At 58.1% G+C, this 24,283-nt stretch carries 23 protein-coding genes; 13 read left to right on the top strand and 10 right to left on the bottom strand.

From position 1 onward, the window contains the following. Window positions 1–98 precede the first annotated feature (98 nt). Genes LRM19_RS17915 through LRM19_RS17895 form a run of 5 tightly spaced genes read left to right on the top strand, consistent with a single transcriptional unit; the run spans window position 99 to window position 4,772 of the window. Window positions 99–911, top strand: a complete 813-nt coding sequence (locus tag LRM19_RS17915) for an ABC transporter ATP-binding protein (RefSeq protein WP_271369555.1) — start codon at window positions 99–101, stop codon at window positions 909–911. Beyond that, window positions 908–1,891: a FecCD family ABC transporter permease gene (locus LRM19_RS17910; protein ID WP_271369554.1), complete on the top strand. Its 984-nt coding sequence runs from the start codon at window positions 908–910 to the stop codon at window positions 1,889–1,891. Before LRM19_RS17915 ends, LRM19_RS17910 begins: the two co-directional genes overlap by 4 nt. Beyond that, window positions 1,888–2,928, top strand: a complete 1,041-nt coding sequence (locus tag LRM19_RS17905) for a FecCD family ABC transporter permease (RefSeq protein WP_271369553.1) — start codon at window positions 1,888–1,890, stop codon at window positions 2,926–2,928. The genes LRM19_RS17910 and LRM19_RS17905 overlap by 4 nt, the downstream gene beginning before the upstream one ends. A 9-nt stretch (window positions 2,929–2,937) precedes the next feature. Then, window positions 2,938–3,888, top strand: coding sequence for an iron-siderophore ABC transporter substrate-binding protein (locus tag LRM19_RS17900; RefSeq protein ID WP_271369581.1), 951 nt, complete (start codon window positions 2,938–2,940; stop codon window positions 3,886–3,888). Next, on the top strand, window positions 3,885–4,772 hold the full coding sequence (locus LRM19_RS17895; RefSeq protein WP_111963280.1) for a MurR/RpiR family transcriptional regulator: 888 nt from the start codon (window positions 3,885–3,887) through the stop codon (window positions 4,770–4,772). The genes LRM19_RS17900 and LRM19_RS17895 overlap by 4 nt, the downstream gene beginning before the upstream one ends. A gap of 89 nt (window positions 4,773–4,861) precedes the next feature. Here the strand turns inward: LRM19_RS17895 and LRM19_RS17890 are convergent, their stop codons facing one another. The 4 genes from LRM19_RS17890 to qseB form a co-directional block, all read right to left on the bottom strand. After that, a complete protein-coding gene (locus LRM19_RS17890) occupies window positions 4,862–5,176 on the bottom strand; it encodes a putative quinol monooxygenase (protein WP_008502984.1) in 315 nt (104 codons plus the stop codon). 31 nt (window positions 5,177–5,207) lie between these two features. Further along, entirely contained in the window at window positions 5,208–5,789 is a 582-nt protein-coding gene (locus LRM19_RS17885; RefSeq protein ID WP_047650114.1) for an NAD(P)H-dependent oxidoreductase, read from the bottom strand. A gap of 104 nt (window positions 5,790–5,893) precedes the next feature. Beyond that, window positions 5,894–7,243 carry a quorum sensing histidine kinase QseC gene (gene qseC, locus LRM19_RS17880; RefSeq protein ID WP_271369552.1) on the bottom strand — a complete coding sequence of 450 codons (1,350 nt, stop codon included), beginning with the start codon at window positions 7,241–7,243 and terminating at the stop codon, window positions 5,894–5,896. Next, window positions 7,240–7,899 (bottom strand): quorum sensing response regulator transcription factor QseB, encoded by a 660-nt coding sequence (qseB, locus tag LRM19_RS17875; protein WP_023326078.1) that lies wholly within the window; start codon window positions 7,897–7,899, stop codon window positions 7,240–7,242. The genes qseC and qseB overlap by 4 nt, the downstream gene beginning before the upstream one ends. Window positions 7,900–8,037: 138 nt before the next feature. On the opposite strand from qseB, the gene LRM19_RS17870 reads away from it, so the two are divergent. The 4 genes from LRM19_RS17870 (at window position 8,038) to ftsP (ending at window position 13,188) form a co-directional block, all read left to right on the top strand. Continuing rightward, on the top strand, window positions 8,038–8,439 hold the full coding sequence (locus LRM19_RS17870) for a YgiW/YdeI family stress tolerance OB fold protein (protein WP_111963277.1): 402 nt from the start codon (window positions 8,038–8,040) through the stop codon (window positions 8,437–8,439). Window positions 8,440–8,557: 118 nt separating this feature from the next. Continuing rightward, a complete protein-coding gene (parC, locus tag LRM19_RS17865; RefSeq protein ID WP_111963276.1) occupies window positions 8,558–10,816 on the top strand; it encodes a DNA topoisomerase IV subunit A in 2,259 nt (752 codons plus the stop codon). 163 nt (window positions 10,817–10,979) lie between these two features. After that, window positions 10,980–11,717, top strand: coding sequence for a 1-acylglycerol-3-phosphate O-acyltransferase (gene plsC / locus LRM19_RS17860; protein WP_045404006.1), 738 nt, complete (start codon window positions 10,980–10,982; stop codon window positions 11,715–11,717). Window positions 11,718–11,775: 58 nt separating this feature from the next. Next, the gene (gene ftsP / locus LRM19_RS17855; RefSeq protein WP_023309186.1) at window positions 11,776–13,188 is read left to right on the top strand and encodes a cell division protein FtsP; all 1,413 of its coding nucleotides are present in this window, start codon (window positions 11,776–11,778) and stop codon (window positions 13,186–13,188) included. Window positions 13,189–13,218: 30 nt separating this feature from the next. Here ftsP and LRM19_RS17850 read toward each other — a convergent pair whose 3' ends face one another. Further along, window positions 13,219–14,694, bottom strand: coding sequence for a TrkH family potassium uptake protein (locus tag LRM19_RS17850; protein ID WP_271369551.1), 1,476 nt, complete (start codon window positions 14,692–14,694; stop codon window positions 13,219–13,221). Between the two features lie 199 nt (window positions 14,695–14,893). Here LRM19_RS17850 and LRM19_RS17845 point away from each other — a divergent pair, with 199 nt between their 5' ends. Then, window positions 14,894–17,065: a YgiQ family radical SAM protein gene (locus LRM19_RS17845; protein ID WP_111963274.1), complete on the top strand. Its 2,172-nt coding sequence runs from the start codon at window positions 14,894–14,896 to the stop codon at window positions 17,063–17,065. 83 nt (window positions 17,066–17,148) lie between these two features. On the opposite strand, the gene dkgA is transcribed toward LRM19_RS17845, so the two are convergent. Together dkgA and yqhD are read right to left on the bottom strand one after the other, a co-directional pair. Next, window positions 17,149–17,976: a 2,5-didehydrogluconate reductase DkgA gene (gene dkgA / locus LRM19_RS17840; protein WP_021242117.1), complete on the bottom strand. Its 828-nt coding sequence runs from the start codon at window positions 17,974–17,976 to the stop codon at window positions 17,149–17,151. Between the two features lie 105 nt (window positions 17,977–18,081). Next, window positions 18,082–19,245, bottom strand: a complete 1,164-nt coding sequence (gene yqhD, locus LRM19_RS17835; protein WP_115876280.1) for an alcohol dehydrogenase — start codon at window positions 19,243–19,245, stop codon at window positions 18,082–18,084. A gap of 194 nt (window positions 19,246–19,439) precedes the next feature. Between yqhD and LRM19_RS17830 the strand changes: the two genes are divergently transcribed. Continuing rightward, window positions 19,440–20,339: an AraC family transcriptional regulator gene (locus LRM19_RS17830; protein ID WP_271369550.1), complete on the top strand. Its 900-nt coding sequence runs from the start codon at window positions 19,440–19,442 to the stop codon at window positions 20,337–20,339. A gap of 48 nt (window positions 20,340–20,387) precedes the next feature. On the opposite strand, the gene yghB is transcribed toward LRM19_RS17830, so the two are convergent. Then, complete coding sequence (gene yghB, locus LRM19_RS17825) at window positions 20,388–21,047, bottom strand: DedA family general envelope maintenance protein YghB (RefSeq protein WP_023309176.1); 660 nt, start codon at window positions 21,045–21,047, stop codon at window positions 20,388–20,390. Between the two features lie 143 nt (window positions 21,048–21,190). Beyond that, window positions 21,191–22,378: a cystathionine beta-lyase gene (metC, locus tag LRM19_RS17820; RefSeq protein WP_271369549.1), complete on the bottom strand. Its 1,188-nt coding sequence runs from the start codon at window positions 22,376–22,378 to the stop codon at window positions 21,191–21,193. Window positions 22,379–22,629: 251 nt separating this feature from the next. Between metC and exbB the strand changes: the two genes are divergently transcribed. Continuing rightward, the gene (exbB, locus tag LRM19_RS17815; RefSeq protein WP_271369548.1) at window positions 22,630–23,361 is read left to right on the top strand and encodes a tol-pal system-associated acyl-CoA thioesterase; all 732 of its coding nucleotides are present in this window, start codon (window positions 22,630–22,632) and stop codon (window positions 23,359–23,361) included. A 4-nt stretch (window positions 23,362–23,365) separates the two neighbouring features. Then, window positions 23,366–23,791, top strand: a complete 426-nt coding sequence (exbD, locus tag LRM19_RS17810; RefSeq protein ID WP_023309173.1) for a TonB system transport protein ExbD — start codon at window positions 23,366–23,368, stop codon at window positions 23,789–23,791. Between the two features lie 42 nt (window positions 23,792–23,833). Here exbD and LRM19_RS17805 read toward each other — a convergent pair whose 3' ends face one another. Next, window positions 23,834–24,283: a cytoplasmic protein gene (locus tag LRM19_RS17805; RefSeq protein WP_115876276.1), complete on the bottom strand. Its 450-nt coding sequence runs from the start codon at window positions 24,281–24,283 to the stop codon at window positions 23,834–23,836.

Below are 24,283 nucleotides of genomic sequence, written 5' to 3'. Positions count from 1 at the left end.
TGTTTCTTCGCTTGACTACTACATGGCGCGGCGTCAAACTCTCAAAAGAGAATGAGTTTTATTTTTATTTATTGGTTTTTCATTACGTTGGCGTTCACGTGGCTCACAACACACACAAACCGGGTCTGGTTCTGGAGAACCTCTCTGCGGGCTATCAGAAAAAAATCATCGTTGATGATATCTCCCTTGCGTTCCCACAGCAGAAAATGACCGTGCTGGTAGGGGCGAACGGCTGTGGGAAATCCACGCTGCTGAGCACCATTGCGCGTTTGCTCCAGCCGCTTGGCGGCGCGGCAGTTCTCGACGGCAAGGCGATCCACGAGCAGCCCACCAAAGCGGTCGCCCGTCAGCTTGGCATTCTCCCGCAGTCGCCGCTGCTTCCGGAAGGGTTAACCGTTTTTGAACTGGTTTCGCGCGGGCGTTTTCCCTGGCAGAACTTTATGCGTCAGTGGAGCGACGAGGACGAGCTGGCGGTAGAAGAGGCCCTGCGCCTGACCGGCACGGCAGAGTTTGCCCATATGCCGGTGGAAAGCTTATCCGGCGGCCAGCGTCAGCGCTGCTGGATCGCCATGGCGCTGGCGCAGCAAACGCCGTTTATCCTGCTTGACGAGCCGACAACATATCTCGATCTCCGCTACCAGGTGGAGATCCTGGAACTGCTGCATGCCCTGACCCGCCAGCACGGGCGTACCGTGGTGGTAGTGCTGCACGATCTCAACTTTGCCGTAAACTACGGCGATTCGCTGGTTTTTTTACGCCAGGGGAAAGTTGAGGGGGTGTTACATGAGGGCGACGTCTGCACGCCGGAACTGATCAAAACGGTGTTTGACGTGGACGTGCATATGTCCATCAACCCCTTGACCGGCAAACCGTTCTTTATGCCGTTTCGCCAGAGCCTTGAACAGCCATGATACGCGCTTCTCTGGCCTTCCTGATTTTTATATTGCTGCTGGCACTGGGTGCGATTACGCATCTTGGCATCGGTGCACGCTTTATCGCCCCGCAGACGGTAGTGGAGGCATTCATCCACTTCGACCCGCGCAATTTCGACCATAACGTCATTATCAAATTACGACTGCTGCGCCTCTGCGCCGCGATGGTGACGGGCGCCGCGCTCGGCGTGGCGGGCGTGCTGCTGCAGTCTGTGATCCGCAACCCGCTCGGCGAACCGCATATTCTGGGGCTCAACGCCGGGGCTGCGCTGGCAGTGGCGAGCGTCAGCGCGCTTGGCCTGTCGCTGCCGTTTGGTCGCCCGCTGATTGCCGCCGCCGGTGCCGCCGCGCTGTTTCTGCTGGTGCTGATGTTTTCCTCTTCCGGTCGCACCGGGCTCACGCCGATGAAGGTCACGCTGTGCGGCGTGGCGATGTCGGCGTTTGCCTCGTCGATTACCGCCGCGGTGTTAATCCTGGATGAACAGACGCTGCTCGACCTGCGTACCTGGCTGGCGGGTGATATCGCCGGGGTCAACGCGCAGATGCTCCAGAGCGCCCTGTGGGCTGCAGCAGCCGGTTTTGTTCTTGCTATCGGGCTGTCGCCCTCGCTCAACATGCTGGCGCTGGGCGACAGAATGGCGCAGGGGCTTGGCGTGTCCCTGCTGAAAACCCGCCTGCTCGCCCTGCTGGCCATCGCGCTACTCTGCGGTGCGGCCGTCTCTATCGCCGGGCCGATTGGTTTTATTGGCCTGGTCGTGCCGCAGCTCATCCGCCGTCTGGTGTCGGTCGATTTGCGCGTGATGGTGCCGCTGTCGGCCCTGTGCGGCGCGCTGGTGCTGCTGCTGGCGGACATCGCCGCCCGCACGCTGTTTACCCCCTGGGAGCTGGCAACCGGCATCATGACGGCCCTGGTCGGCGCGCCCGTGTTCATCTTTATGGCGTCGAGGATGTTCAAATGAACCGGGCCGGACTCCGCGCGATCCGCGTTGGCCACCTGTCGGCGCTGATTCGCCCGAAAGCGCTGGCGTACCTGTCGCTTATTGCGCTGGCGGCGTTAAGCCTGCTGGGCTTTGGCCTGACGCACGGTTCTCTGCCTATTCCCACCTCCGCCATCGGGCGCGCGCTGTTTTCTCCTGAGAGCCTGACGGCGGAGACGCGCTACATCGTGATGGATATCCGCCTGCCGCGCCTGCTGATGGCGGTGCTGTGCGGGGCGATGCTCGGTATGGCGGGGGCGGCAATGCAGTCCATCACCCGCAATGGCCTGGCTGACCCCGGGCTTATCGGCGTGAAGGAGGGCTGTAGCGCGGCGGTACTGCTGCTCATTTTTCAGTTCCCGGCGCTGGGCCTGGCCTGGCGTCCGCTGGTCGGCATGGCCGGTGGGCTGCTCACCGCGCTGGTGGTTATCGGCCTGGCGCGCGATATTTCGCGCCCGCGGTTCATCCTGATCGGCATCGGCGTGTCGTGGGCGTTTGCCGCCGCAATGGGCGTCTTTATCACCACCGCCGACGTGCGGGACGTGCAGACGGCGATGCTGTGGCTGGCGGGAAGCCTGCATGCGGCAAACTGGACGCTGGTGGGATTAGCCGCGCTCTGGGCTGCCCCCGCGTTTGCGCTGCTGCTGTTTACCGCACGGGCTGCGGACGTGGCGTTGCTCGGCAATCAGGCCGCAGCGGGCCTTGGCGTTCGCATAACGCGGCTGGCGCTGCTGAGGGTTCTCGCCCCGGTGGTGCTGACGGCGGCCTGCGTCTCGTGCGTGGGCAGTATAGGTTTCGTGGGGCTGATTGCCCCGCATATGGCGCGCCTGCTGCTGCGCGGTGGGCAAACCGCGCTCCTGACGGGAAGCGCCGTGCTGGGCGCGCTGCTGGTGCTGCTGGCGGATAACGTCGGGCGTCTGGCATTCCTCCCGCTGCAGCTGCCGGCGGGAATTGTCATTTCATTGATTGGCGGACCGTTTTTCCTGCTGCTGCTCTGGCAGCGTCGGGACAGATTTTAGGGGATTATGATGCGCGTACTGTTTTCGATGCTGTTGCTGGTGGGGTTCGCGGTGAGCGCGGCGGAGCCGACGCAGGTCTTTACCGACGATTTAGGGCGCAAGGTCGTTGTGCCGGTTTATCCGAAGCGGATTGTTTCCTTACACGATCTGGATATCACCATTCCTCTGATTGAGCTTGGCGTGCTGCCGGTGGCAAGCCATGGCCGCACGCGGCCGGACGGCAGCCATTTTCTGCGCTCCAGCGGCATGTTGACCGGCGTCGACTTCGATAATTCCGATATCAAATTTATCGGCACGGCCGATATCGACATCGAAGCCATCGCCGCCGCAAAGCCTGATCTGATCGTTACCGAGCCGACCCGCAACACCCCGGTGGAACAGCTGGCGAAAATTGCCCCGACGGTGAGCATCGATCATCTCGACGGCGGCGCGCCGGAAATCTACCGCAAGCTGGCTCAGCTGACGGGAACGCAGGCGCGGCTCAAGGTTCTGGAGCGGCGCTATCAGGAGCAGATTAAGGCGCTGAAGTCGACTATTGATACCAGCAAGGTGACCGTGTCCGTGATTCAGGCGAATCAGGGGAAAATTAACGCCATGCACAGCTACCACTCGCTGGGCCGCGTGCTGCGCGACGCAGGATTCAAGTTCCCGCCGCTGATTGAGTCCATCCCGGAAGGGGGACGGATTGACGTCAGCGCCGAGCGCCTGCCGGAGCTGGATGCCGATTTCGTCTTCGCCACCTGGCGCGGGGATACGGGCGGTAAACCGCAGGACGAGCTGGCGGCGATGGATGCGGTCATGCCGGGCTGGTGTCAGTTCCTCAATGCCTGCCGAACCGGGCATTACGTGCTGATCTCGCGTGAAGAGGCGATCTCGAATTCGTTCGCGTCTTTAGGGCTGATGGTCGCGCAGGTGCAGTCTCAGATTGCCGGACGTCCGCTGCCGGAGGCATCAAGGTGATCCGCAAAGAGAAAGGGCGCGTGGATGTCTATGGCGACCGTTTTCGCGCGCGGGCGCATCAGCTGACGCCGCGTCTGCTGCAGGTTGCACGCTATATTCATGACAATCGTGAAGCGGTGATGGAACAGACCGCCATGGAGATTGCTGCGGAACTGAAAACCTCGGATGCCACGGTGGTCCGCGCCATTCAGGCGCTGGGTTTCGCCGGGCTGCGCGATCTCAAGCAAACGCTTGAGCAGTGGTTTGGTCCGGTGGTCACCTCCAGCGAAAAGATGTCCACTACGGTGAACACGCTTGCCAGCGACGTCAACGCGAGCATTGATTTTGTGCTGGAGGGGCATCAACACACCTGTGAGGTGTTGTCCGAGCCCCACAACCGCTACGCGATGGCCCAGGCGGTCTCTCTGCTGGCGCAGGCGAGGCAGGTCGCCATATTTGGCATTGGCGCCTCCGGCATTCTGGCCGAGTATACCGCCAGGCTGTTCAGCCGTATGGGGTTACCCGCCACGCCGCTTAACCGTACCGGAATAGGGCTTGCGGAACAGCTGATTGCGCTTCAGCGCGGCGACGTGCTGGTGATGATGGCGCAGAAGTCCGCGCACCGGGAGGGACAAACCACCCTGCGTGAAGCAAAACGTCTGGGCATTCCCACCATCCTGCTGACCAATGCCCTTGATTCGCGTTTCAGCAAGGAGGCCAGCGTGGTGATCCACGTTCCGCGCGGCGGCGAAAAGGGCAAAATCCCGCTCCACGGCACGGTGCTGCTGTGTCTGGAGATGATCATTTTATCCGTCGCCTCCACCGAGCCGCAGCGCACTATCAAGTCGATGAAGCGCATCAACGAGCTACATCGCGGGTTAAAACCGGGGAAGAAAAGCAGCTAAAAACAACAAAGCCCGGTTGCGCTGACGCTCACCGGGCCTGGATCTGTTCTCCCTCTCCCTTCAGGAGAGGGCTGGGGGTGAGGGAAAACTTAAACCCCTTGCTCCAGAATGCGGATGTGGGTTTCCAGCACGTCACCCTTCACCGCGTCACTCCACGCTTTCATGTGCGCGGTCTGCAGGTGTGCTTCGAGGTGCGCGACGGTTTCCCACTGCTCAACCATGATGATCGAGTCCGGCGCGGTCGCCTGGAAGCTGGCGTCAGTGGCGGCATCCACCATCGGCGCGTAGCCGTGGCAGCCTTCTTCTTTCAGTACGGTCGGGATAATTTTCGCGAACTGATCCAGCACCGCCTGACGGTGATGTTGACCTGGACGAGTACGGATTTCTGCAATAACGGTAAGCATGTTTACTACTCCTTTAATTCCAGGCTACCAGTTAAGCAAAAATTTCCGCGAGATGCTTGCGATATTCTGCGATATAGCTCGGGACATCAGGCATTTTAATCACGTCGTTGACGATAAACGTCGGCAGAGGATCCATGCCCAGGAACTGGTTAGCCTTGTGGAACGGCAGGTACGCGCCGTCAACGCCCACGCCTTCGAAGAACTGATCTTTCTCGGTGAAGGCTTCCAGCGGGGCGTTCCAGGTCAGAGAGAGCATATATTTTTTGCCCTGAATCAGACCGCCTGACCCGTATTTTTTGGACGCGTCAGAGCGGGTGCGGCCATCGCTGGCATACAGTGAGCCATGACCTTCGGTGAACACGTCGTCCATGTATTTTTTTACGGTCCACGGCGCGCCCATCCACCAGCCTGGCATCTGCCAGATCACCACGTCAGCCCACAGGAAGTTCTGTACTTCGGCCTTCACGTCATAATTGCTGTCCGCGCGTACGACCTTAACATCATGCCCGGCGTCGCGCAGGAAACCGTCCGCGACCTCGGTCAGGGTGTCATTCAGCTGGCCTTTAGAGTGCGCAAATTCTTTTGCACCGTTGATAATCAGGATGTTGCTCATTATTTGTCCTCGACGATGAGAGTATGGCGAGTATTCTACGCGCGAGGACGGAGCGGAAAAATGAGCAAAATGTGCAAAGTCTTTTGCATTAAACGCAATAATCTCTACCAGCTGACCTTTACTTCAAAACCGCCTTCAGGCGCATTGCTCAGCGAGACGCGCATCCCGTGCAGCGCGGCGATGCGTTTTACGATGGATAACCCCAGCCCGCTGCCCGTGGCATCCTGACCCGGCGGACGATAAAAGCGCTCGCCGATGCGCGCCAGCGCGTCAGGTGAAATGCCTGGGCCGTTGTCGCGCACGGTAAAACTACGCGCGTCCAGGGTGACGTCCACCACGCTGCCGCGCGGGCTGTAGCGGATGGCGTTGTCCAGCAGGTTGCGCACCAGCAGGCTTAGCAGCAGGGGCTGTCCCTGACGTTTGATCTGCGGGGCGTGGTTGTTGAGGCGAATATCAATCCCTGCCTGCAGCGCCGGATGCCAGATATCCAGCACCGCCGACTGAAGTAAATCGGCAAGCGTTATCGGTTCGACGTCGTCAAGATTATCCAGCGAGTCCAGACGCGACAGCGTGAGGAGCTGGTCCACCAGCCGGGAAGCGCGGTCGATGCCCGCATGCAGCTGCGCCAGCGCTTTTTCCCTCGCCTGCGGATCGTCCTGCGAGAGCTGCGCCACGTCAGTTTGCACCTTCAGGGCCGCCAGCGGGCTGCGCAGCTCGTGGGCGGCGTCGGACGTAAAGCGGCGCTCGCGGGTCATCATCTCCTGGGTACGCGCGAAGAGATGATTCAGCGAATCAAGCAGGGGGCGCACTTCCGTAGGGACGCCCTCCGTCGGCAGTTTATCGGTCGCATCCGGCGAGCGGGAGCGCAGGGTCTGCGCCAGCTTTTTCAGCGGCTTTAGCTCCCGGCTCAGGAGCAGAACCAGCAACAGCAGCATCACGGGCAGCGCCACCAGCCAGGGCGTGAGCTGCGAGCTGACCACGTCCAGCGCCATCTCCTGGCGGTACTCCCACTCCTGGCCGACCACCACGCGGTACTTCCCGTCGGGTGAGGTCAGCCACAGGAAACGCCATTCGTCGTTGTCGTCCTGGAGCTGCCCGTTAGCAAACCCGTCGCGGCGATAGTGGTACGGAATATCGCGCCCGTTCTCGCCATCGTTCAGCAGCATTTTGCCGTCAACGGCGTAAATGGCGAAAGCCAGCGCGTCGTCATCGAGACGGCCATGCTTCACTTTTTTCGGGATCTCGAGCATCCGTTCGGGGGCGCGGATCTCGTCAAGATCCATCGTCAGCAGCCGTTTGGCAAACAGCATCTGCTGCGTGTCGAAGAGCTTATCCAGCTTGTGGGTGGTCTGCTGCCAGGCCACCAGGCTGGCGGCAAACCATGCCGTCAGGGAGAGCGCTAAAAAGAGGAGCGTCAGGCGCAGCTTCAGGCTCAGGCGTTGCGTCAGCTTCATGCGTCACCCAGGGTATAGCCGATGCCGTGCACGGTGCGGATAAACTCGCTGCCAAGCTTGCGGCGCAGGTGATGAACGTGGACTTCTACCGCGTTGCTGGAGACGTCGTCATCCCAGGTATACAGTTTTTCCTCAATCGTCTTGCGAGGGAGCACGCGGCCTGCATTGCGCATCAGCAGTTCCAGCAGCGCAAACTCTTTCGGCTTCAGCGTCAGCGGTTCACCGTCCAGCGTGGCGACGAGACGGGTCGGATCGAGCGTGACCTTGCCGTGGCGTAGCTCGCTATGCGTCTGGCCGTGACTGCGGCGGACCAGCGCCTCGAGGCGGGCGCCCACTTCAATCAGCGCGAACGGCTTGCAGAGATAATCATCCGCGCCAAGACGTAGCCCTTCCACGCGCTGGTTGAGCGCATCCCGCGCGGTCAGGATCAATACCGGCTCGCTGCGCCCGCTTTCGCGCCACGCGCGCAAGATGTCCAGACCGTCGATTTCCGGCAGCGTCAGGTCCAGCACCACGGCATCATAGGGCGCAGAAGCAAGCGCGGCCTGACCGGTTTTACCGTCGGTAAACCAGTCCACGCTAAAGCCCATTTTGCTTAAACCCGCCCTGATACCGTCGCCGATTAACGTGTCGTCTTCTACCAGTAAAATGCGCATGTTCCCTCCTTGATGCCGTCAGTAAACCCTCTGTAAGCGCCTGCTGTACAGCAATAATAAATAAATTTTTCCCTTAAGAAGTTGTTAAGGATTACCCTGTTTAATGGACTGCGAAACCAGATTAAAGGGAGAGTTAATATGAAAAAATTCGCTGCCATTGCCGCCATCATGATGATGACCACTGCCCCCGTTTTTGCCGCGCAGGGCGGATTTAACGGCCCGTCGGCCACGCAAACCCAGACCCAGACGCAGACGGGAGGTTTTGTTGATAACGACGCTAACCTCACCACCGCGGTGAAGGTGAAAGAGATGAAGGACGACAGCTGGGTGAAGCTGCGCGGGAACATTACCCAGCGCCTGTCCGATGACCGGTACACCTTCCGTGATGAGACCGGCACGGTCAATGTGGAGATTGACCACAAGCGCTGGAACGGCGTGACCGTCACCCCTCAGGATAAAGTGGAAATCCAGGGCAAGGTCGATAAAGAGTGGAACGATTTTGAAATCGACGTGAAGCAGGTCATTAAGCTGAACAAATAACCCGGAAAGGGCCGTATAAGCGGCCCTTTTTCTTTGTGACTCAACTCGTCAGATAGGGTAGTATCTGCGGCAATATTGCCTGAAACCCTTCGGTTTCTGAGTTGAGGAATCACACGTAATGAGCGATATGGCAGAGCGCCTCGCGCTACATGAATTCACGGAAAACGCCTACCTGAACTATTCCATGTACGTCATCATGGACAGGGCGTTGCCGTTTATCGGGGATGGCCTGAAGCCCGTTCAGCGCCGCATCGTGTATGCGATGTCCGAACTGGGGCTGAACGCCACCGCCAAGTTCAAGAAATCCGCCCGTACCGTCGGTGACGTGCTGGGTAAATACCATCCGCACGGCGACAGCGCCTGCTATGAAGCGATGGTGCTGATGGCTCAGCCGTTCTCTTACCGCTACCCGCTGGTGGATGGTCAGGGGAACTGGGGGGCGCCGGACGATCCGAAATCCTTCGCGGCAATGCGTTATACCGAATCCCGTCTCTCTAAATATGCCGAAGTGTTGCTGGGCGAGCTGGGTCAGGGAACCGTCGACTGGGTGCCAAATTTCGACGGTACGATGCAGGAGCCTAAGATGCTGCCTGCGCGTCTGCCGAACATCCTGCTGAACGGTACCACCGGTATTGCGGTCGGTATGGCGACGGACATTCCGCCGCACAACCTGCGTGAAGTGGCGAAAGCCGCCATTACCCTGATCGAGCAGCCTAAAGCCTCGCTCGACGATCTGCTGGATATCGTGCAGGGGCCAGATTTCCCAACCGAAGCTGAGATCATCACCTCTCGCGCGGAAATTCGCAAAATCTACCAGAACGGGCGCGGCTCCGTGCGCATGCGCGCGGTGTGGAATAAAGAGGACGGCGCCGTGGTGATCACCGCGCTGCCGCATCAGGTTTCCGGCGCCAAAGTGCTGGAGCAGATCGCCTCCCAGATGCGCAATAAAAAGCTGCCGATGGTCGACGACCTGCGCGATGAATCGGACCACGAGAACCCGACCCGTCTGGTGATCGTGCCGCGCTCCAACCGCGTGGACATGGAGCAGGTGATGAACCACCTGTTTGCCACCACCGATCTGGAAAAAAGCTACCGCATCAACCTGAACATGATCGGCCTCGACGGACGCCCGGCGGTGAAAAACCTGCTGGAGATCCTCACCGAATGGCTGACGTTCCGCCGCGATACGGTACGCCGTCGTCTGAACCATCGTCTCGAGAAAGTGCTTAAGCGCCTGCATATCCTTGAAGGTTTGCTGGTGGCGTTCCTCAATATCGACGAGGTAATTGAGATCATCCGCACCGAGGACGAGCCGAAGCCCGCCCTGATGTCGCGCTTTGGCATCAGCGAAACCCAGGCCGAAGCGATCCTCGAGCTGAAGCTGCGCCATCTCGCCAAACTGGAAGAGATGAAGATCCGCGGCGAGCAGAACGAGCTTGAAAAAGAGCGCGATCAGCTGCAGGCGATCCTCGCGTCCGAACGCAAGATGAATAACCTGCTGAAAAAAGAGCTGCAGGCCGATGCCGATGCCTTCGGTGACGACCGTCGTTCTCCGCTGCACGAGCGCGAAGAAGCGAAGGCGATGAACGAGCACGACATGCAGCCGTCCGAGCCTGTGACCATTGTCCTGTCGCAGAGCGGCTGGGTACGCAGCGCCAAAGGCCACGATATCGACGCGCCGGGGCTCAGCTATAAAGCGGGCGACAGCTTCAAAGCGGCGGTCAAAGGCAAGAGCAACCAGCCGGTGGCGTTTATCGACTCCACCGGTCGCAGCTACGCCATTGACCCGATCACGCTGCCTTCCGCGCGCGGGCAGGGCGAGCCGCTAACCGGCAAGCTGACGCTGCCGCCGGGCGCGACGGTTGACCATATGCTGATGGAAGCCGATGACCAGAAGCTGCTGCTGGCGTCCGATGCGGGCTACGGCTTTATCTGTACCTTCAACGATCTGGTTTCCCGCAACCGTGCCGGTAAGGCGCTGATTAGCCTGCCGGACAACGCTCACGTGATGGCACCGCTGGTGATTGAGAACGAAAGCGACATGCTGCTGGCGATCACTACCGCCGGACGTATGCTGATGTTCCCGGTCAGCGATCTGCCGGAGCTGTCAAAAGGCAAGGGCAACAAGATCATCAACATCCCGTCGGCGGAGGCCGCGAAAGGCGAAGATGGCCTGGCGCACCTCTTCCTTCTGCCGCCGCAGAGCACGCTGACCATTCACGTCGGCAAGCGCAAAATCAAGCTTCGTCCGGAAGAGCTGCAGAAGGTGGTGGGTGAGCGCGGTCGCCGCGGCTCGCTGATGCGCGGTCTGCAGCGTATCGATCGCGTGGAGATTGACTCTCCTGCACGCAGCGCTGCGGGCGACAGCGAAGAGTAATGTCGTGATATCCCCCTCTGTCCGGAGGGGGAATTTCAATAAAATTTCCCGTAAAATCGTTGTTAATTCGTGCGTTGCGATTAACAATACGCGCTCGTAATAAAGTCCTTACCTGGCCACAGGTGAAGTATAATTGTCAGCTGTTGGGGCTTCAGAGGTCGCTATGCTATATATTGTTCGTCTTATTCTTACCGTCATCTACTGTATTCTGGTCTGTATTTTCGGCTCTATTTATTGCCTGTTCAGCCCGCGTAATCCGAAGCATGTCGCCACCTTTGGCCATATGTTTGGGCGCCTTGCTCCGCTGTTTGGCCTGAAGGTTGAAAAACGTCTGCCGGAAGGGGCGGAGAATTTCGGTAACGCCATCTATATTGCCAACCATCAGAACAACTACGATATGGTGACGGCCTCTAATATCGTGCTTCCACCGACCGTGACGGTGGGCAAAAAAAGCCTGCTGTGGATCCCGTTTTTTGGTCAGCTGTACTGGCTTACCGGTAACCTGCTGATTGACCGGAATAACCGTGCAAAAGCGCACAGCACCATTGCGGAAGTGGTGAATCATTTTAAAAAGCGCAAAATCTCAATCTGGATGTTCCCGGAAGGAACGCGCAGCCGCGGTCGCGGCCTGCTGCCGTTTAAAACCGGTGCGTTTCATGCTGCAATTGCGGCAGGTGTTCCAATTATTCCCGTGTGCGTTTCCAATACTTCGAATAAGATTAATCTTAACCGCCTGAATAATGGGCTGGTGATTGTCGAAATGCTGCCACCTGTCGATACCAGCAAATACGGTAAAGATCAGGTGCGCGAATTGGCAGCACACTGCCGTGAGCTAATGGCTCAGCATATTGCGCAGCTCGACAAAGAAGTCGCAGAGAGAGAAGCCGCCGGTAAGATTTAACCCGGCGTTGAAGGGAAAACGAATTCCCGCGTTGTTAGTCGTTTCAGATGGAGCTTATATGTCACTCAGTCGGCGTCAGTTTATTCAGGCTTCGGGGATCGCCCTTTGTGCGGGTGCGATGCCGCTGACAGCCAGCGCCGCCGGGCAGCAACAGCCGCTGCCTATACCGCCATTAATTGAATCCCGTCGCGGTCAGCCGCTTTTCCTGACGCTGCAGCGTAGCCACTGGTCCTTTACCCAGGGGACGCGTGCGCCCGTCTGGGGCATTAACGGACGTTACCTCGGGCCGACCATACGCGTGTGGAATGGCGATGACGTAAAGCTCATCTACAGTAACCGCACCCCTGAAAATGTCGCTATGACCATCAGCGGCCTGCAGGTACCTGGCCCGCTGATTGGCGGCGCGGCGCGAATGATGTCACCCAGCGCCGACTGGGCGCCCGTTCTGCCGATTCGCCAGAGCGCGGCAACCCTGTGGTATCACGCCAACACCCCTAACCGCACGGCGCAGCAGGTCTATAACGGCCTGGCCGGCATGTGGCTTGTGGAAGATGAAGTCAGCAAATCTCTGCCGATCCCGAATCACTACGGCGTGGATGACTTCCCGATTATCATCCAGGACAAACGTCTGGATAACTTCGGCACGCCTGAATACAGCGAGCCGGGCAGCGGTGGCTTCGTCGGTGATACGCTGCTGGTCAACGGCGCGCAAAGCCCGTATGTCGAAGTTTCTCGCGGCTGGGTGCGCCTGCGCCTGCTCAACGCGTCTAACTCGCGCCGCTATCAGCTGCAAATGAGCGATGGTCGTCCGCTGCACGTGATCTCCGGCGATCAGGGCTTTTTACCGGCGCCGGTGTCCGTCAAACAGCTTGCGCTCTCGCCGGGCGAACGTCGCGAAGTTCTCATTGATATGACCAATGGGGATGAAGTGTCTGTCACCTGCGGTGAAGCGGCCAGCATTGTCGACCGTATTCGCGGGTTCTTTGAACCGTCGAGCATTCTGGTCTCGACCCTGGTGCTGACCCTGCGTCCAACCGGTCTGCTGCCGCTGGTGACCGATAGCCTGCCCATGCGCCTGCTGCCGCAGGAGATCATGAGCGGCTCGCCGGTGCGCAGCCGTGATATCAGCCTCGGCGACGACCCGGGCATCAACGGCGCGCTGTGGGACGTCAACCGCATCGACATTACCGCGCAGCAGGGTACCTGGGAGCGCTGGACGGTGCGTTCAGATATGCCGCAGTCGTTCCATATTGAAGGGGTGGCATTCCTGATCCGCAACGTCAACGGTGCCATGCCGTTCCCGGAAGACCGCGGCTGGAAAGATACCGTCTGGGTGGACGGCCAGGTTGAGCTGCTTGTCTACTACGGTCAGCCTTCGTGGCCGCATTTCCCGTTCCTGTTCCACAGCCAGACGCTGGAGATGATGGACAGGGGCTCCGTAGGGCAGATGCTGATCAATCCTGCCCCATAATTCTGACATTCCCGGTTCGCCGGGAATGTTTTATGCCCGCCAGAAAAAGCGCGAGAACAGTATCAGCACCGGATAAATTTCCAGACGCCCTAAGATCATCGCCGCGCACATCAGCAGTTTTGCCCCTTCTGTTAACGTGCCGAACGTCGACGCCGTCTCGCCAAATCCCAGCCCCATGTTGTTGATGCAGGCGGCAACCGTTGCGAATGACGTAAACAGGTCGTAGCCCATCAGATTGAGCGACCAGACAAAAAAGCCCGTAATCATCACGTAGAGAAAAAAGAAGCTCCAGACCGAGCGCAGGACGCGTTCATTCACCACGCTTTTGCCCACCTTAATGCTCAGCAGCGCTCTCGGATGCGCCAGCTGGTTCATCTCCTGAATACTCTGCTTGAACATAATGAGAAAACGCAGCGCTTTGATCCCGCCGCAGGTCGAGCCTACGCAGCCGCCAAAAAAGCTGGCGCTCAACAGCAGGAAGATGGTATGTGCTGGCCACTGGGCATAGTCGGCTGTCGAAAGGCCGTTATCGGTCATCATCGAACTGGCAAGGAAGAAGGCATGCACCAGGCTATCAGTGGCGTTGTACATCCCGGCATGCCAGACCTGCCAGGCGGTGATGACGATAATCACCGCGGCGGCGCTCAGAAAGAATTTAACCTCCGGGCTGCGGCGAATCGGTTTCAGGGTGCGTCTGACAATGGCGACGTACCAGAGGGTGAAGTTAAACGCGGAGAGCAGTGAAAACGCCCCGGCGACCAGCTCAATCGCGTGGCTGTCATAAAACCCAATGCTCTCGCTGCGGGTGGAGAACCCGCCCAGTGACACGGTCGACAGCCCGTGACAGAGGGCGTCAAAAAAGGACATTCCCGCCAGCCAGTAGGCCAGGGTGCAGGCCACACCCAGCGCGAAGTAGGTTACCCACAGCGTGCGCGCGGTATCGGCAAGGCGGGGCGTCAGGCGCTCCTCCTTGAACGGTCCCGGCATCTCTGACTGATAGAGCTTCATGCCACCGATGCCCAGCAGCGGCAGGACCGCGACGGCCAGCACGATGACGCCTAACCCGCCAATGAAATTCAGCTGAGCGCGGTAGTAAAGGTACGATTTAGGCAGGGCGCTGACGTCCCCGATCACCGTTGCCCCGGTGGTGGTGATCCCGGAAATCCCTTCAAAGAGCGAGTCGGCAAAAGAGAGCTGTAGCCCGTCATCCATCCAGAGCGGCATGGCGCTAATCAATGAAAACAGCAGCCAGAACAGCACGATGATCACGAAACCGTCGCGGGTGCGCAGCTGTATGCCCGCGTGACGGGTTGCCCGCCAGGTTAGCCCTCCGAGAGTAAAAAAGGTTAAAAAGGTGGTCAGAAAGGCAAAGTAGGTCCGCTCTTTATTCAGCAGGGCGATAACCATCGGCGGCAGCATAGAAAGGCTGTACAGCAGAACCAGAAAACCGCAGAGGTGAAGGACAACCCGCAGTTGGGAGACATGTAACGAATCGTTGGGCTTCACAACTGAGCTCCGCACAAACACGCATTCCGGGACAAATCACCGGAAAATATAGTGAATATTATGATCCAAAATTATCAGGGCGCTGTATTTTAACGAGTTCCGTGAATATCTGCCTGCTTCCTGCATCCTTTTCTTCAAATCCGGCGGATGAACAGCGTATAATCCCGCTCCTTTTGTTTATTTTTTCTTCGGAAGCATTATGAGCGCAATTTCCCTGATCCAGCCGGATCGTGACCTCTTCTCCTGGCCCCAGTACTGGGCGGCCTGCTTTGGACCGGCGCCATTCCTGCCGATGTCCCGGGAAGAGATGGACCAACTGGGCTGGGACAGCTGCGACATCATTCTGGTCACGGGCGATGCCTATGTTGACCATCCGAGCTTCGGCATGGCCATCTGTGGCCGTATGCTTGAGGCGCAGGGCTTCCGCGTGGGGATCATCTCCCAGCCTGACTGGAACAGCAAAGACGACTTTATGCGTCTGGGTAAACCGAACCTGTTCTTCGGCGTGACTGCAGGCAACATGGACTCGATGATCAACCGCTATACCGCCGACCGTAAGCTGCGTCATGACGACGCCTACACGCCGGATAACGTGGCGGGTAAACGCCCTGACCGCGCAACCCTCGTCTATACCCAGCGCTGCAAAGAAGCCTGGAAAGACGTGCCGGTGATCCTGGGCGGCATCGAGGCGAGCCTGCGCCGTACCGCGCACTACGATTACTGGTCTGATACCGTGCGCCGCTCGGTGCTGGTGGATTCCAAAGCCGACATGCTGATTTACGGAAACGGCGAGCGTCCGCTGGTGGAAGTGGCGCACCGTCTGTCGCAGGGCGAGCCGGTGAGCAGCATCCGCGACGTGCGCAATACCGCCATCATGGTGAAAGAGGCGCTGCCGGGCTGGCGCGGCGTGGATTCCCGCATCATTGATATGCCGGGCAAAATCGACCCGATCCCACATCCGTACGGCGACGATCTGCCGTGTGCGGATAACAAACCGGTAGAGCCAAAGAAAGCGGAAGCGAAGGCTATCGTCGTGCAGCCTCCGCGCCCGAAGCCGTGGGAAAAGACCTACGTGCTGCTGCCCTCCTATGAGAAGGTGAAAGCCGACAAGGTGCTCTACGCGCACGCGTCCCGTATTCTGCACCATGAAACCAACCCTGGCTGCGCCCGCGCGTTGATGCAGAAGCACGGCGAGCGCTTTATCTGGATCAACCCGCCGGCGATCCCGCTTTCCACCGAAGAGATGGACAGCGTCTTTGCGCTGCCGTACAAGCGCGTGCCGCACCCTGCGTACGGCAACGCCCGTATCCCGGCGTATGAGATGATCCGCTTCTCGATCAACATCATGCGCGGCTGCTTCGGCGGCTGTTCCTTCTGCTCTATTACCGAGCACGAAGGGCGCATTATTCAGAGCCGCTCTGAAGATTCGATCATCAATGAGATCGAAGCGATTCGCGACTCGGTACCTGGATTTACCGGCGTGATTTCCGACCTCGGCGGTCCAACCGCGAACATGTACATGCTGCGCTGCAAGTCGCCGCGCGCAGAGCAAACCTGTCGTCGCCTCTCCTGCGTCTATCCAAGCATTTGCGAGCACATGGACACTAACCATGAGCCGACGATCAACCTCTACCGCCGCGCGCGCGACCTGAAGGGCATCAAAAAGATCCTGATCGCGTCCGGGGTACGTTACGACATCGCCGTGGAAGATCCGCGCTACATCAAAGAGCTGGCGACGCACCACGTCGGCGGCTATCTGAAGATTGCGCCGGAGCATACCGAAGAAGGTCCGCTGTCGAAGATGATGAAGCCGGGCATGGGCAGCTACGATCGCTTTAAAGAGCTGTTCGACACCTACTCGAAGCAGGCGGGCAAAGAGCAGTATCTGATCCCGTACTTCATCTCTGCGCACCCGGGCACGCGTGATGAGGACATGGTGAACCTGGCGCTGTGGCTGAAGCAGCGCCGCTTCCGCCTGGATCAGGTGCAGAACTTCTATCCGTCACCGCTCGCCAACTCGACGACCATGTATTACACCGGCAAGAACCCGCTGAGTAAGATTGGCTACAAGAGTGAAGAGGTGGTGGTGCCTAAAGGGGACAAACAGCGTCGTCTGCACAAGGCGCTGCTGCGTTACCACGATCCGAAAAACTGGCCGCTGATCCGCCAGGCGCTGGAAGAGATGGGTAAAAAACACCTGATCGGCTCCCGCCGCGACTGCCTGGTACCGGCCCCGACGCTGGATGAGATGCGCGAAGCGCGTCGCCAGAACCGCAATACGCGCCCGGCGCTGACCAAGCACACACCGATTGTGCATCAGCGTTCGAATGGTAATTCGAGTGTTAAGAAGCCCGTGAAGCGCAAAGCGTAAATAAAAAACCCCGGCAAGCCGGGGTTTTTATGTAGAAACGCAGGCCGGGTAAGGCGAAGCCGCCACCCGGCTTTTTTACGCAATTACCCGCCAAACTGATCCGGGTCCGGCCCAAGCCGCTTGCCCTTATCCAGCTTCGCAATTTCCCCCAGCTCATCTTTGTCCAGACGGAAATCCCAGACGTCGAAGTTCTCGGCGATGCGCGATGGCGTGACCGATTTCGGGATCACCACCAGGCCGTTGTCCAGATGCCAGCGAATGACGATCTGCGCCGGGGTTTTGCCGTATTTATCCGCCAGGTCGCGAATAATTTTCTGATCGAACACGCCTTCGCCACCCTGTGCCAGCGGGCTCCAGGACTCGGTCTGGATTTTATGCGTGGCGTTCCAGGCGTGAAGCTGACGCTGCTGCAGCAGCGGGTGCAGTTCGATCTGGTTAATGACAGGCGCGACGCCCGTCTCGTCAATCAGCCGCTGCAGGTGATGAACCTGGAAGTTGCAGACGCCGATACTTTTCACCAGCCCCTCTTTCTGCAGTTCAATCATTCCTTTCCAGGCATCAACGTAATGGTCGATAGCCGGGACCGGCCAGTGCATCAGATAAAGATCGACGAAGTCGAGCTGGAGCTTCTCCAGGCTCTCCTGCAGGGCCTCGCGGGGACGCTTTTGATCGTCATTCCACAGTTTCGTGGTGATGAATAACTCATCGCGGGGGACACCGGCGCTGGCCAGTGCGGTCCCCACGCCGTCCTCGTTTTTGTACGCGGCGGCGGTGTCAATCGACCGATAGCCGACTTCCAGGGCTTTATGAATGGCGGAGACGACCTCGTCGTTACCGGCTTTCCATACACCTAGCCCCAGCTGGGGCATCACGTTGCCGTCCTGCAGCTTGATTACGGTTTGGTTTGCCATTTTTCCTCCTTCAGGTGCGCATCGCCGGAGGGAGACTCCGGCGATGGGGTGTGCATTAAGTCTGGACGAAATGTCAAAAAACGAAAGTCGGGGGGACAAAAACGCTTAGCGTGCCGCCTCGTAAATACGACGGCTGACGTCCAGGGTGATGTCGCCGTGCTCGCCCAGATGGGTCATGCCGTGCTCTTCGAGTTTCGCCAGCAGGGCAGGGATGGAGCTGCCGTCCAGCCCGTAGCCGGACAGACGCGTTGGCACGCCCAGACCTTCAAAGAAGCTGCGGGTCGCTTCGATGGCGGCATCAATGCGCGCGTCGTCAGAACCCTCGGTGATGTTCCACACGCGCTCAGCGTACTGCAGCAGCTTGGCGCGTTTGGTATCACGTTTTTCATTCCACAGCGCAGGCAGCACAACGGCCAGCGTCTGAGCATGATCCAGACCGTGCATCGCCGTCAGCTCGTGGCCCAGCATGTGGGTCGCCCAGTCCTGCGGCACGCCAGCGCCGATCAGGCCATTCAGCGCCTGTGTGGCGGCCCACATCACGTTGGCACGAACGTCGTAGTTTTCAGGCTCTTTCAGCGCTTTCGGACCTTCTTCAATCAGCGTCAGAAGAATGCCTTCCGCGAAGCGATCCTGAATTTTGGCATTCACCGGGTACGTGACGTACTGCTCAACGGTATGAACAAAGGCATCGACCACGCCGTTCGCCACCTGACGCGCAGGCAGGGTGTAGGTGTAAACCGGGTCCAGGATAGCGAACACAGGCTGAACGTGTTCGTTCATGAAGGCCTGCTTGTCACCGGTGGTTTTACGGGAGATCACCGCGCCCTTGTTGGATTCAGAACCGGTGGCTGGCAGGGTCAGCACGGAGCCCATCGGGATGGCGCTTTTAATGTCGCTGCCGCGGGTTTCCAGAATGTGCCACGGATCGATGCCGTCAGCGTAGTGCGCTGCCGCAGCGATGAATTTGGTGCCGTCCAGTACGGAGCCGCCGCCGACGGCCAGCAGGAAGGTGACGTTTTCTTCGCGGGCGATTTTCACCGCGTTCATCAGCGTTTCGTAAGACGGGTTTGGTTCGATACCGCCGAACTCACGCACGTCCAGACCGTCCAGCGCGCTATAAACCTGATCCAGTACGCCGGTTTTTTTCACGCTGCCGCCACCGTAGGTGATCAGTACGCGGGCGTCAGCAGGGATCTGCGCGCGCAGGTCAGCGATAGCGTCTTTACCAAACAGAATGCGGGTTGGGGTGTGAAGATTAAAGTTGTTCATTGCTCGTTCCCTTTAGTGGGTGAAAAACCGTGGTGCGCAGAGGGCGACCTGATGCTGCACATTGTGGCCGTCCGGGGCTATCCCCTCAATGCACATTCCTGCCGATGTCTTGCCCATTTCTACAGAGCGCTGGAGAAAGCGCGGAAAACGACGCACACTGTTAGCGTCGAAAACCGTACCCGGAGTAACGCAAGATGAACCGTGAGGCTATCTGCCAGCATCTCACTGTGCAGATTAAGAGATTGATAGATAATGAGAATCGTGCCAGCGATCTGCTGCCGGATATTCGCCTGCTCTATGGCACGCAGCCGGGGACGCGCACGCCGGTCATGTACCAGCCGGGCATCGTTTTTCTCTTTTCAGGCCATAAAATTGGCTATATCAACGAGCGCGTGTTCCGCTACGACACCAATGAATATCTTCTCCTGACGGTACCTTTACCCTTTGAATGTGAAACCTTCGCGACGGAGGCCGTTCCGCTGGCGGGGATCCGCGTCAATGTCGACATCCTCCAGCTGCAGGAGCTGCTGATGGAGATTGGCGAAGATGAACTCTTCCAGCCTTCGATGGCCTCGAGCGGGATTAATTCGGCGACGCTGTCGGAGGAGATCCTCTGCGCCATTGAGCGTCTGCTGGACGTGATGGATAGGCCGCTGGACGCGCGTATTCTGGGCAAGCAGATCGTCCGCGAAATTCTGTACCACGTGCTGCTGGGCCCGGGCGGCGGCGCGTTACTCGCTCTGGTGAGCCGACAGACCCACTTCAGCCTGATAAGCCGCGTGCTCAAGCGTATCGAAAGCCAGTACACGGAAAACCTCAGCGTCGACCAGCTGGCGGCGGAAGCCAATATGAGCGTTTCGGCGTTTCACCATAACTTTAAGTCGGTGACCAGCACCTCTCCGCTGCAGTACCTCAAAACCTACCGGCTGCATAAGGCGCGGATGTTGATGATCCACGACGGCATGAAGGCCAGCGCGGCGGCGATGCGGGTGGGCTATGAAAGTGCGTCGCAGTTCAGTCGGGAGTTTAAGCGCTATTTCGGCGTCACGCCGGGAGAGGATGCGTCACGTATCAGAACGATGCAGGGAGCCTGAGGGGAAACACAGGCCGGGTAAGCGACAGCGCCACCCGGCTTTGTTGAATTATGCGCTGCAGTACTTCTTCTTAATCACCACCGCGATGGTTCCCACCAGACCCGCCACCAGCAGGAACATCGGCAGCACCATCAGGAAGGTCATCACCTGATCTTCGTGGTGTTTCACAAAAGGGATCATATTCAGCGCATAGCCAAGCGTGGTGACTACACCCACCCACAGCAGGGCGCTCAGCCAGTTGAAGAACTGGAAGCGGCGGTTCGACAGACCGGAAATGCCCGCCATCGTCGGCAGAAGGGTGCGAACAAACGCCAGGAAACGCCCCGCCAGCAATGCCAGCAGGCCGTGGCGATCGAACATGCAGGTCGCACGCTGATGATATTTATGCGGTAACTGCGCCAGCCAGCCTTTTACGACGCGGGTATTCCCGAGCCAGCGGCCCTGAAGATAGCTCAACCAGCAGCCCAGGCTGGCTGCGGAGGTGAGAATAACCATCGTTGGCGTGAAGTCCATGACGCCTTTCCCGATTAACGCCCCGGCAAGTAAAAGCAGGCTATCACCGGGTAAAAACGAGGCTGGCAGTAATCCATTTTCCAGAAACAGAGTTGCGAACATCACGAGGTAAACGATACCGACGACGTGAGGATCCGCCAGCGCGGCAAAGTCGTGTTGCCAGAGCGCCGCGATAATATCTTGAATAACAGCCATGGACTTTCCTGTGGAACAGCAGATATAGCGCTATTGTACTCCCTTATTCGCCCGTCGGGTTTGATCCCGGGCGCAACTCATGCAGACTTTTCTCATTGCCGTGTCCACAAAAGCGTCCAGAGAGTACATTTTCAGCCAGCACTCTACACGATACGCTCGAACCCTGCTGCTAAATCGGCAATCAGATCGTCAACATTTTCTAAACCGATATGCAGTCGTATCAGGGTACCGCTGAAGTCTACTTCACCCCCGGGGCGAAGGGCCGCGATCTGTTCCGGCTGGTTAGCCAGGATCAGGGATTCAAAACCGCCCCAGGAGTAGGCCATGCTGAAAAGGGTAAAATTATCCAGATAGCTCGCCAGTTCGTCGTTATTCAGCCGCTTTTTCAGTACGAATGAGAACAACCCGCTGCTGCCCGTAAAGTCACGTTGCCAGAACTCATGGCCTTTACTACCCGGTAATGCGGGATGATTCACGCGCTCAACCAGCGGATGCTGCGCCAGCCATTCGGCGACCTTCAGGCTGCTTTCATGGTGCTGACGCAGACGAACGCCCAGCGTGCGGATACCGCGGCTGGTCATGTAGGCCGTGTCGGCATCCACCATCTGGCCCATCAGGTAGGCATTTTCACGCAGCTGATCCCAGCAGCGCGCGTTGGAGACCGCAGTACCAATCATACCGTCAGAGTGGCCTATCAGGTATTTCGTTGCCGCCTGAATCGAAATATCAATGTCGAATTCCAGCGCTTTGAACAGCACGCCTGCAGCCCAGGTGTTGTCGATCATAACGATCGCCTCTGGCGCTTTGTTGCGTACGGCCTTCACGATAGCCGGCACGTCGTGAACTTCCATGGTGAGCGACCCCGGAGATTCCAGGAACACAATGCGCGTGTTTGGCTGAATAAGTTCGGCAATGCCTTCACCAATCAGCGGGTCGAACCAGCCGGTCGTTACCCCGAGCTTGCTGAGGATTTTGGTGCAGAAGTCCTGGCTGGGTTCATAGGCGGTGTTGGTCATCAGGATATGGTCGCCCTGTTCCACAAACGCCAGAATGGTGTTGGCGACCGCCGCCGCCCCGCACGGGAATAGCGCACAGCCCGCGCCGCCTTCCAGCTCGCACATCGCTTCCTGTAGAGAAAAATGGGTTAGCGTGCCGCGACGGCCATAAAACAGCCCGCCTTTTGCGCGGTTACGCGTGGCGATTTTTTTCTCCTCAACGGTGTCAAACACCAGCGAGGAGGCTCGTTGAATCACACTGTTGACCGATCCCTGAGTATATTTTTTGCTGCGTCCTGCCTGTACCAGCGTGGTATCAAGATGCTTCTTTGTCATGTTCGCTAACCCTGTTTTTATACGTCTGGACGTCCAGACTACCACGATTGGAAAAAACTGCACCCCGAGGCTTATCGAATAAGCAGAAAATATTAGCAAAAAACCGCATAAGAAATTTTTACTGCGTAAGCGCAAGGAAAGTGAGCGAAAATTACGGCACCATGCAAATACTAATGAGAACTACTATCAATTCGACGACGTTTTGATATTATTACGCTCAGATTTTGTGATTTGCGTCCTGGAGATACAGAGTGGGTAATAATTTGATGCAGACGGATCTCTCCGTTTGGGGCATGTATCAGCATGCTGACATCGTGGTTAAGATTGTGATGATCGGCCTGATTCTGGCGTCCGTTGTCACCTGGGCTATCTTCTTCAGCAAAAGTACCGAGTTGCTTTCGCAGAAGCGTCGCCTGAAGCGGGAACAGCAGCAGCTGGCTGAAGCCCGCTCTCTGGATCAGGCTTCAGATATGACATCATCTTTCCACGCGAAAAGCCTGACCACCCTGCTCGTGAATGAAGCGCAGAACGAGCTGGAACTCTCCGCTGGCAGTGAAGATAACGAAGGCATCAAAGAGCGTACCGGTTTCCGCCTGGAGCGTCGCGTTGCGGCCGTTGGCCGACACATGGGGCGCGGCAATGGTTATCTGGCTACCATCGGCGCGATCTCACCGTTCATCGGTCTTTTCGGCACGGTCTGGGGCATCATGAACAGCTTTATCGGTATCGCGCAGACCCAAACTACCAACCTGGCGGTCGTGGCGCCGGGTATCGCAGAAGCGCTGCTGGCGACAGCAATCGGTCTGGTTGCCGCTATCCCGGCGGTGGTCATCTACAATATCTTCGCGCGTATGATTGGCAGCTATAAAGCGACTCTCGGAGACGTTGCCGCGCAGGTTCTGCTGCTGCAAAGTCGCGATCTCGATCTGAATGCCAGCTCGGTTAAGCCGGTGCATGCTGCGTCTAAACTGCGCGCAGGTTAATAGTATGGCGATGCGTCTAAACGAAAATCTGGACGATAACGGCGAAATGCATGAAATCAACGTGACGCCGTTTATCGACGTCATGCTGGTTCTGCTGATTATCTTCATGGTAGCTGCACCGCTGGCGACGGTGGATGTGAAGGTGAATCTGCCGGCATCTTCCAGCCAGCCCCAGCCGCGCCCGGAGAAGCCTATTTACCTGTCGGTGAAAGCGGATAAATCCATGTTCCTCGGGAACGACCCGGTGACGGCCGACTCAGTCATCCCGGCGCTGGAGCAGCTTACGGGCGGAAAGAAAGACACTACGGTCTTCTTCCGTGCGGATAAAACCGTTGATTATGAAACCATGATGAAGGTAATGGACACGCTGCATCAGGCGGGTTACCTGAAGATTGGACTGGTCGGCGAAGAAAAGGCGGCCTCGAAGTGATAAAGAAGCTGGCGAAAGCCGGCTTTTTTTATGCCTGTCGGTTTATGCGCTTTTGTTATTCGTTGGTGCGGCAGAAGGGGTTGCCAACGCGTCCTCATCAAGCGCAACGCAGGTGACGTTTGAGGTACGGTACTCACCGTCTGACAGCTTGCGCGTCAGACGCAGGGTGGCGATTTCTCTGGCGAGCAGATACTGATAATTGGCCTCGAGGCGCCCCAGAAGCTTCTCTTTAAGCTCTGGCCGCTGTTCAATGATGGCATTCATCACGGCACCGTAAATTTCTTCTTTGACCTGCAGCGGATAAATTTCACGGCGATTCTGCCATTTAAGCCGAACCAGCGTCGCCGGGATCGATACCAGGTCTTGTGTAATGCGCGTCATCTCGTCATTTTTTGTGTTTCGTAGCGCGTCGAGATTTTGCTTTAAGATAAATTCATCACTTTTTTTATCATCTAAAGTCAAATAAACGTCGTTATTTTTAACTTCTTTCAC

It is taken from the genome of Enterobacter sp. PI-10 (assembly GCF_027947695.1).
GTDB lineage: Bacteria > Pseudomonadota > Gammaproteobacteria > Enterobacterales > Enterobacteriaceae > Enterobacter > Enterobacter vonholyi.
This window is presented reverse-complemented; position numbering and strand designations above follow the sequence as displayed.

Bases quoted from the DNA above. Each gene is read 5' to 3' on its own strand.
- plsC (WP_045404006.1), top strand. From the start codon at position 10,980: ATGCTATATATTGTTCGTCTTATTCTTACCGTCATCTACTGTATTCTG.
- LRM19_RS17830 (WP_271369550.1), top strand. From the start codon at position 19,440: ATGAACCGTGAGGCTATCTGCCAGCATCTCACTGTGCAGATTAAGAGA.
- exbD (WP_023309173.1), top strand. From the start codon at position 23,366: ATGGCGATGCGTCTAAACGAAAATCTGGACGATAACGGCGAAATGCAT.
- LRM19_RS17885 (WP_047650114.1), bottom strand. From the start codon at position 5,789: ATGAGCAACATCCTGATTATCAACGGTGCAAAAGAATTTGCGCACTCT.
- LRM19_RS17845 (WP_111963274.1), top strand. From the start codon at position 14,894: ATGAGCGCAATTTCCCTGATCCAGCCGGATCGTGACCTCTTCTCCTGG.
- LRM19_RS17900 (WP_271369581.1), top strand. From the start codon at position 2,938: ATGCGCGTACTGTTTTCGATGCTGTTGCTGGTGGGGTTCGCGGTGAGC.
- yqhD (WP_115876280.1), bottom strand. From the start codon at position 19,245: ATGAACAACTTTAATCTTCACACCCCAACCCGCATTCTGTTTGGTAAA.
- qseB (WP_023326078.1), bottom strand. From the start codon at position 7,899: ATGCGCATTTTACTGGTAGAAGACGACACGTTAATCGGCGACGGTATC.
- yghB (WP_023309176.1), bottom strand. From the start codon at position 21,047: ATGGCTGTTATTCAAGATATTATCGCGGCGCTCTGGCAACACGACTTT.
- dkgA (WP_021242117.1), bottom strand. From the start codon at position 17,976: ATGGCAAACCAAACCGTAATCAAGCTGCAGGACGGCAACGTGATGCCC.
- LRM19_RS17910 (WP_271369554.1), top strand. From the start codon at position 908: ATGATACGCGCTTCTCTGGCCTTCCTGATTTTTATATTGCTGCTGGCA.
- LRM19_RS17870 (WP_111963277.1), top strand. From the start codon at position 8,038: ATGAAAAAATTCGCTGCCATTGCCGCCATCATGATGATGACCACTGCC.
- parC (WP_111963276.1), top strand. From the start codon at position 8,558: ATGAGCGATATGGCAGAGCGCCTCGCGCTACATGAATTCACGGAAAAC.
- LRM19_RS17905 (WP_271369553.1), top strand. From the start codon at position 1,888: ATGAACCGGGCCGGACTCCGCGCGATCCGCGTTGGCCACCTGTCGGCG.
- qseC (WP_271369552.1), bottom strand. From the start codon at position 7,243: ATGAAGCTGACGCAACGCCTGAGCCTGAAGCTGCGCCTGACGCTCCTC.
- ftsP (WP_023309186.1), top strand. From the start codon at position 11,776: ATGTCACTCAGTCGGCGTCAGTTTATTCAGGCTTCGGGGATCGCCCTT.
- LRM19_RS17890 (WP_008502984.1), bottom strand. From the start codon at position 5,176: ATGCTTACCGTTATTGCAGAAATCCGTACTCGTCCAGGTCAACATCAC.
- metC (WP_271369549.1), bottom strand. From the start codon at position 22,378: ATGACAAAGAAGCATCTTGATACCACGCTGGTACAGGCAGGACGCAGC.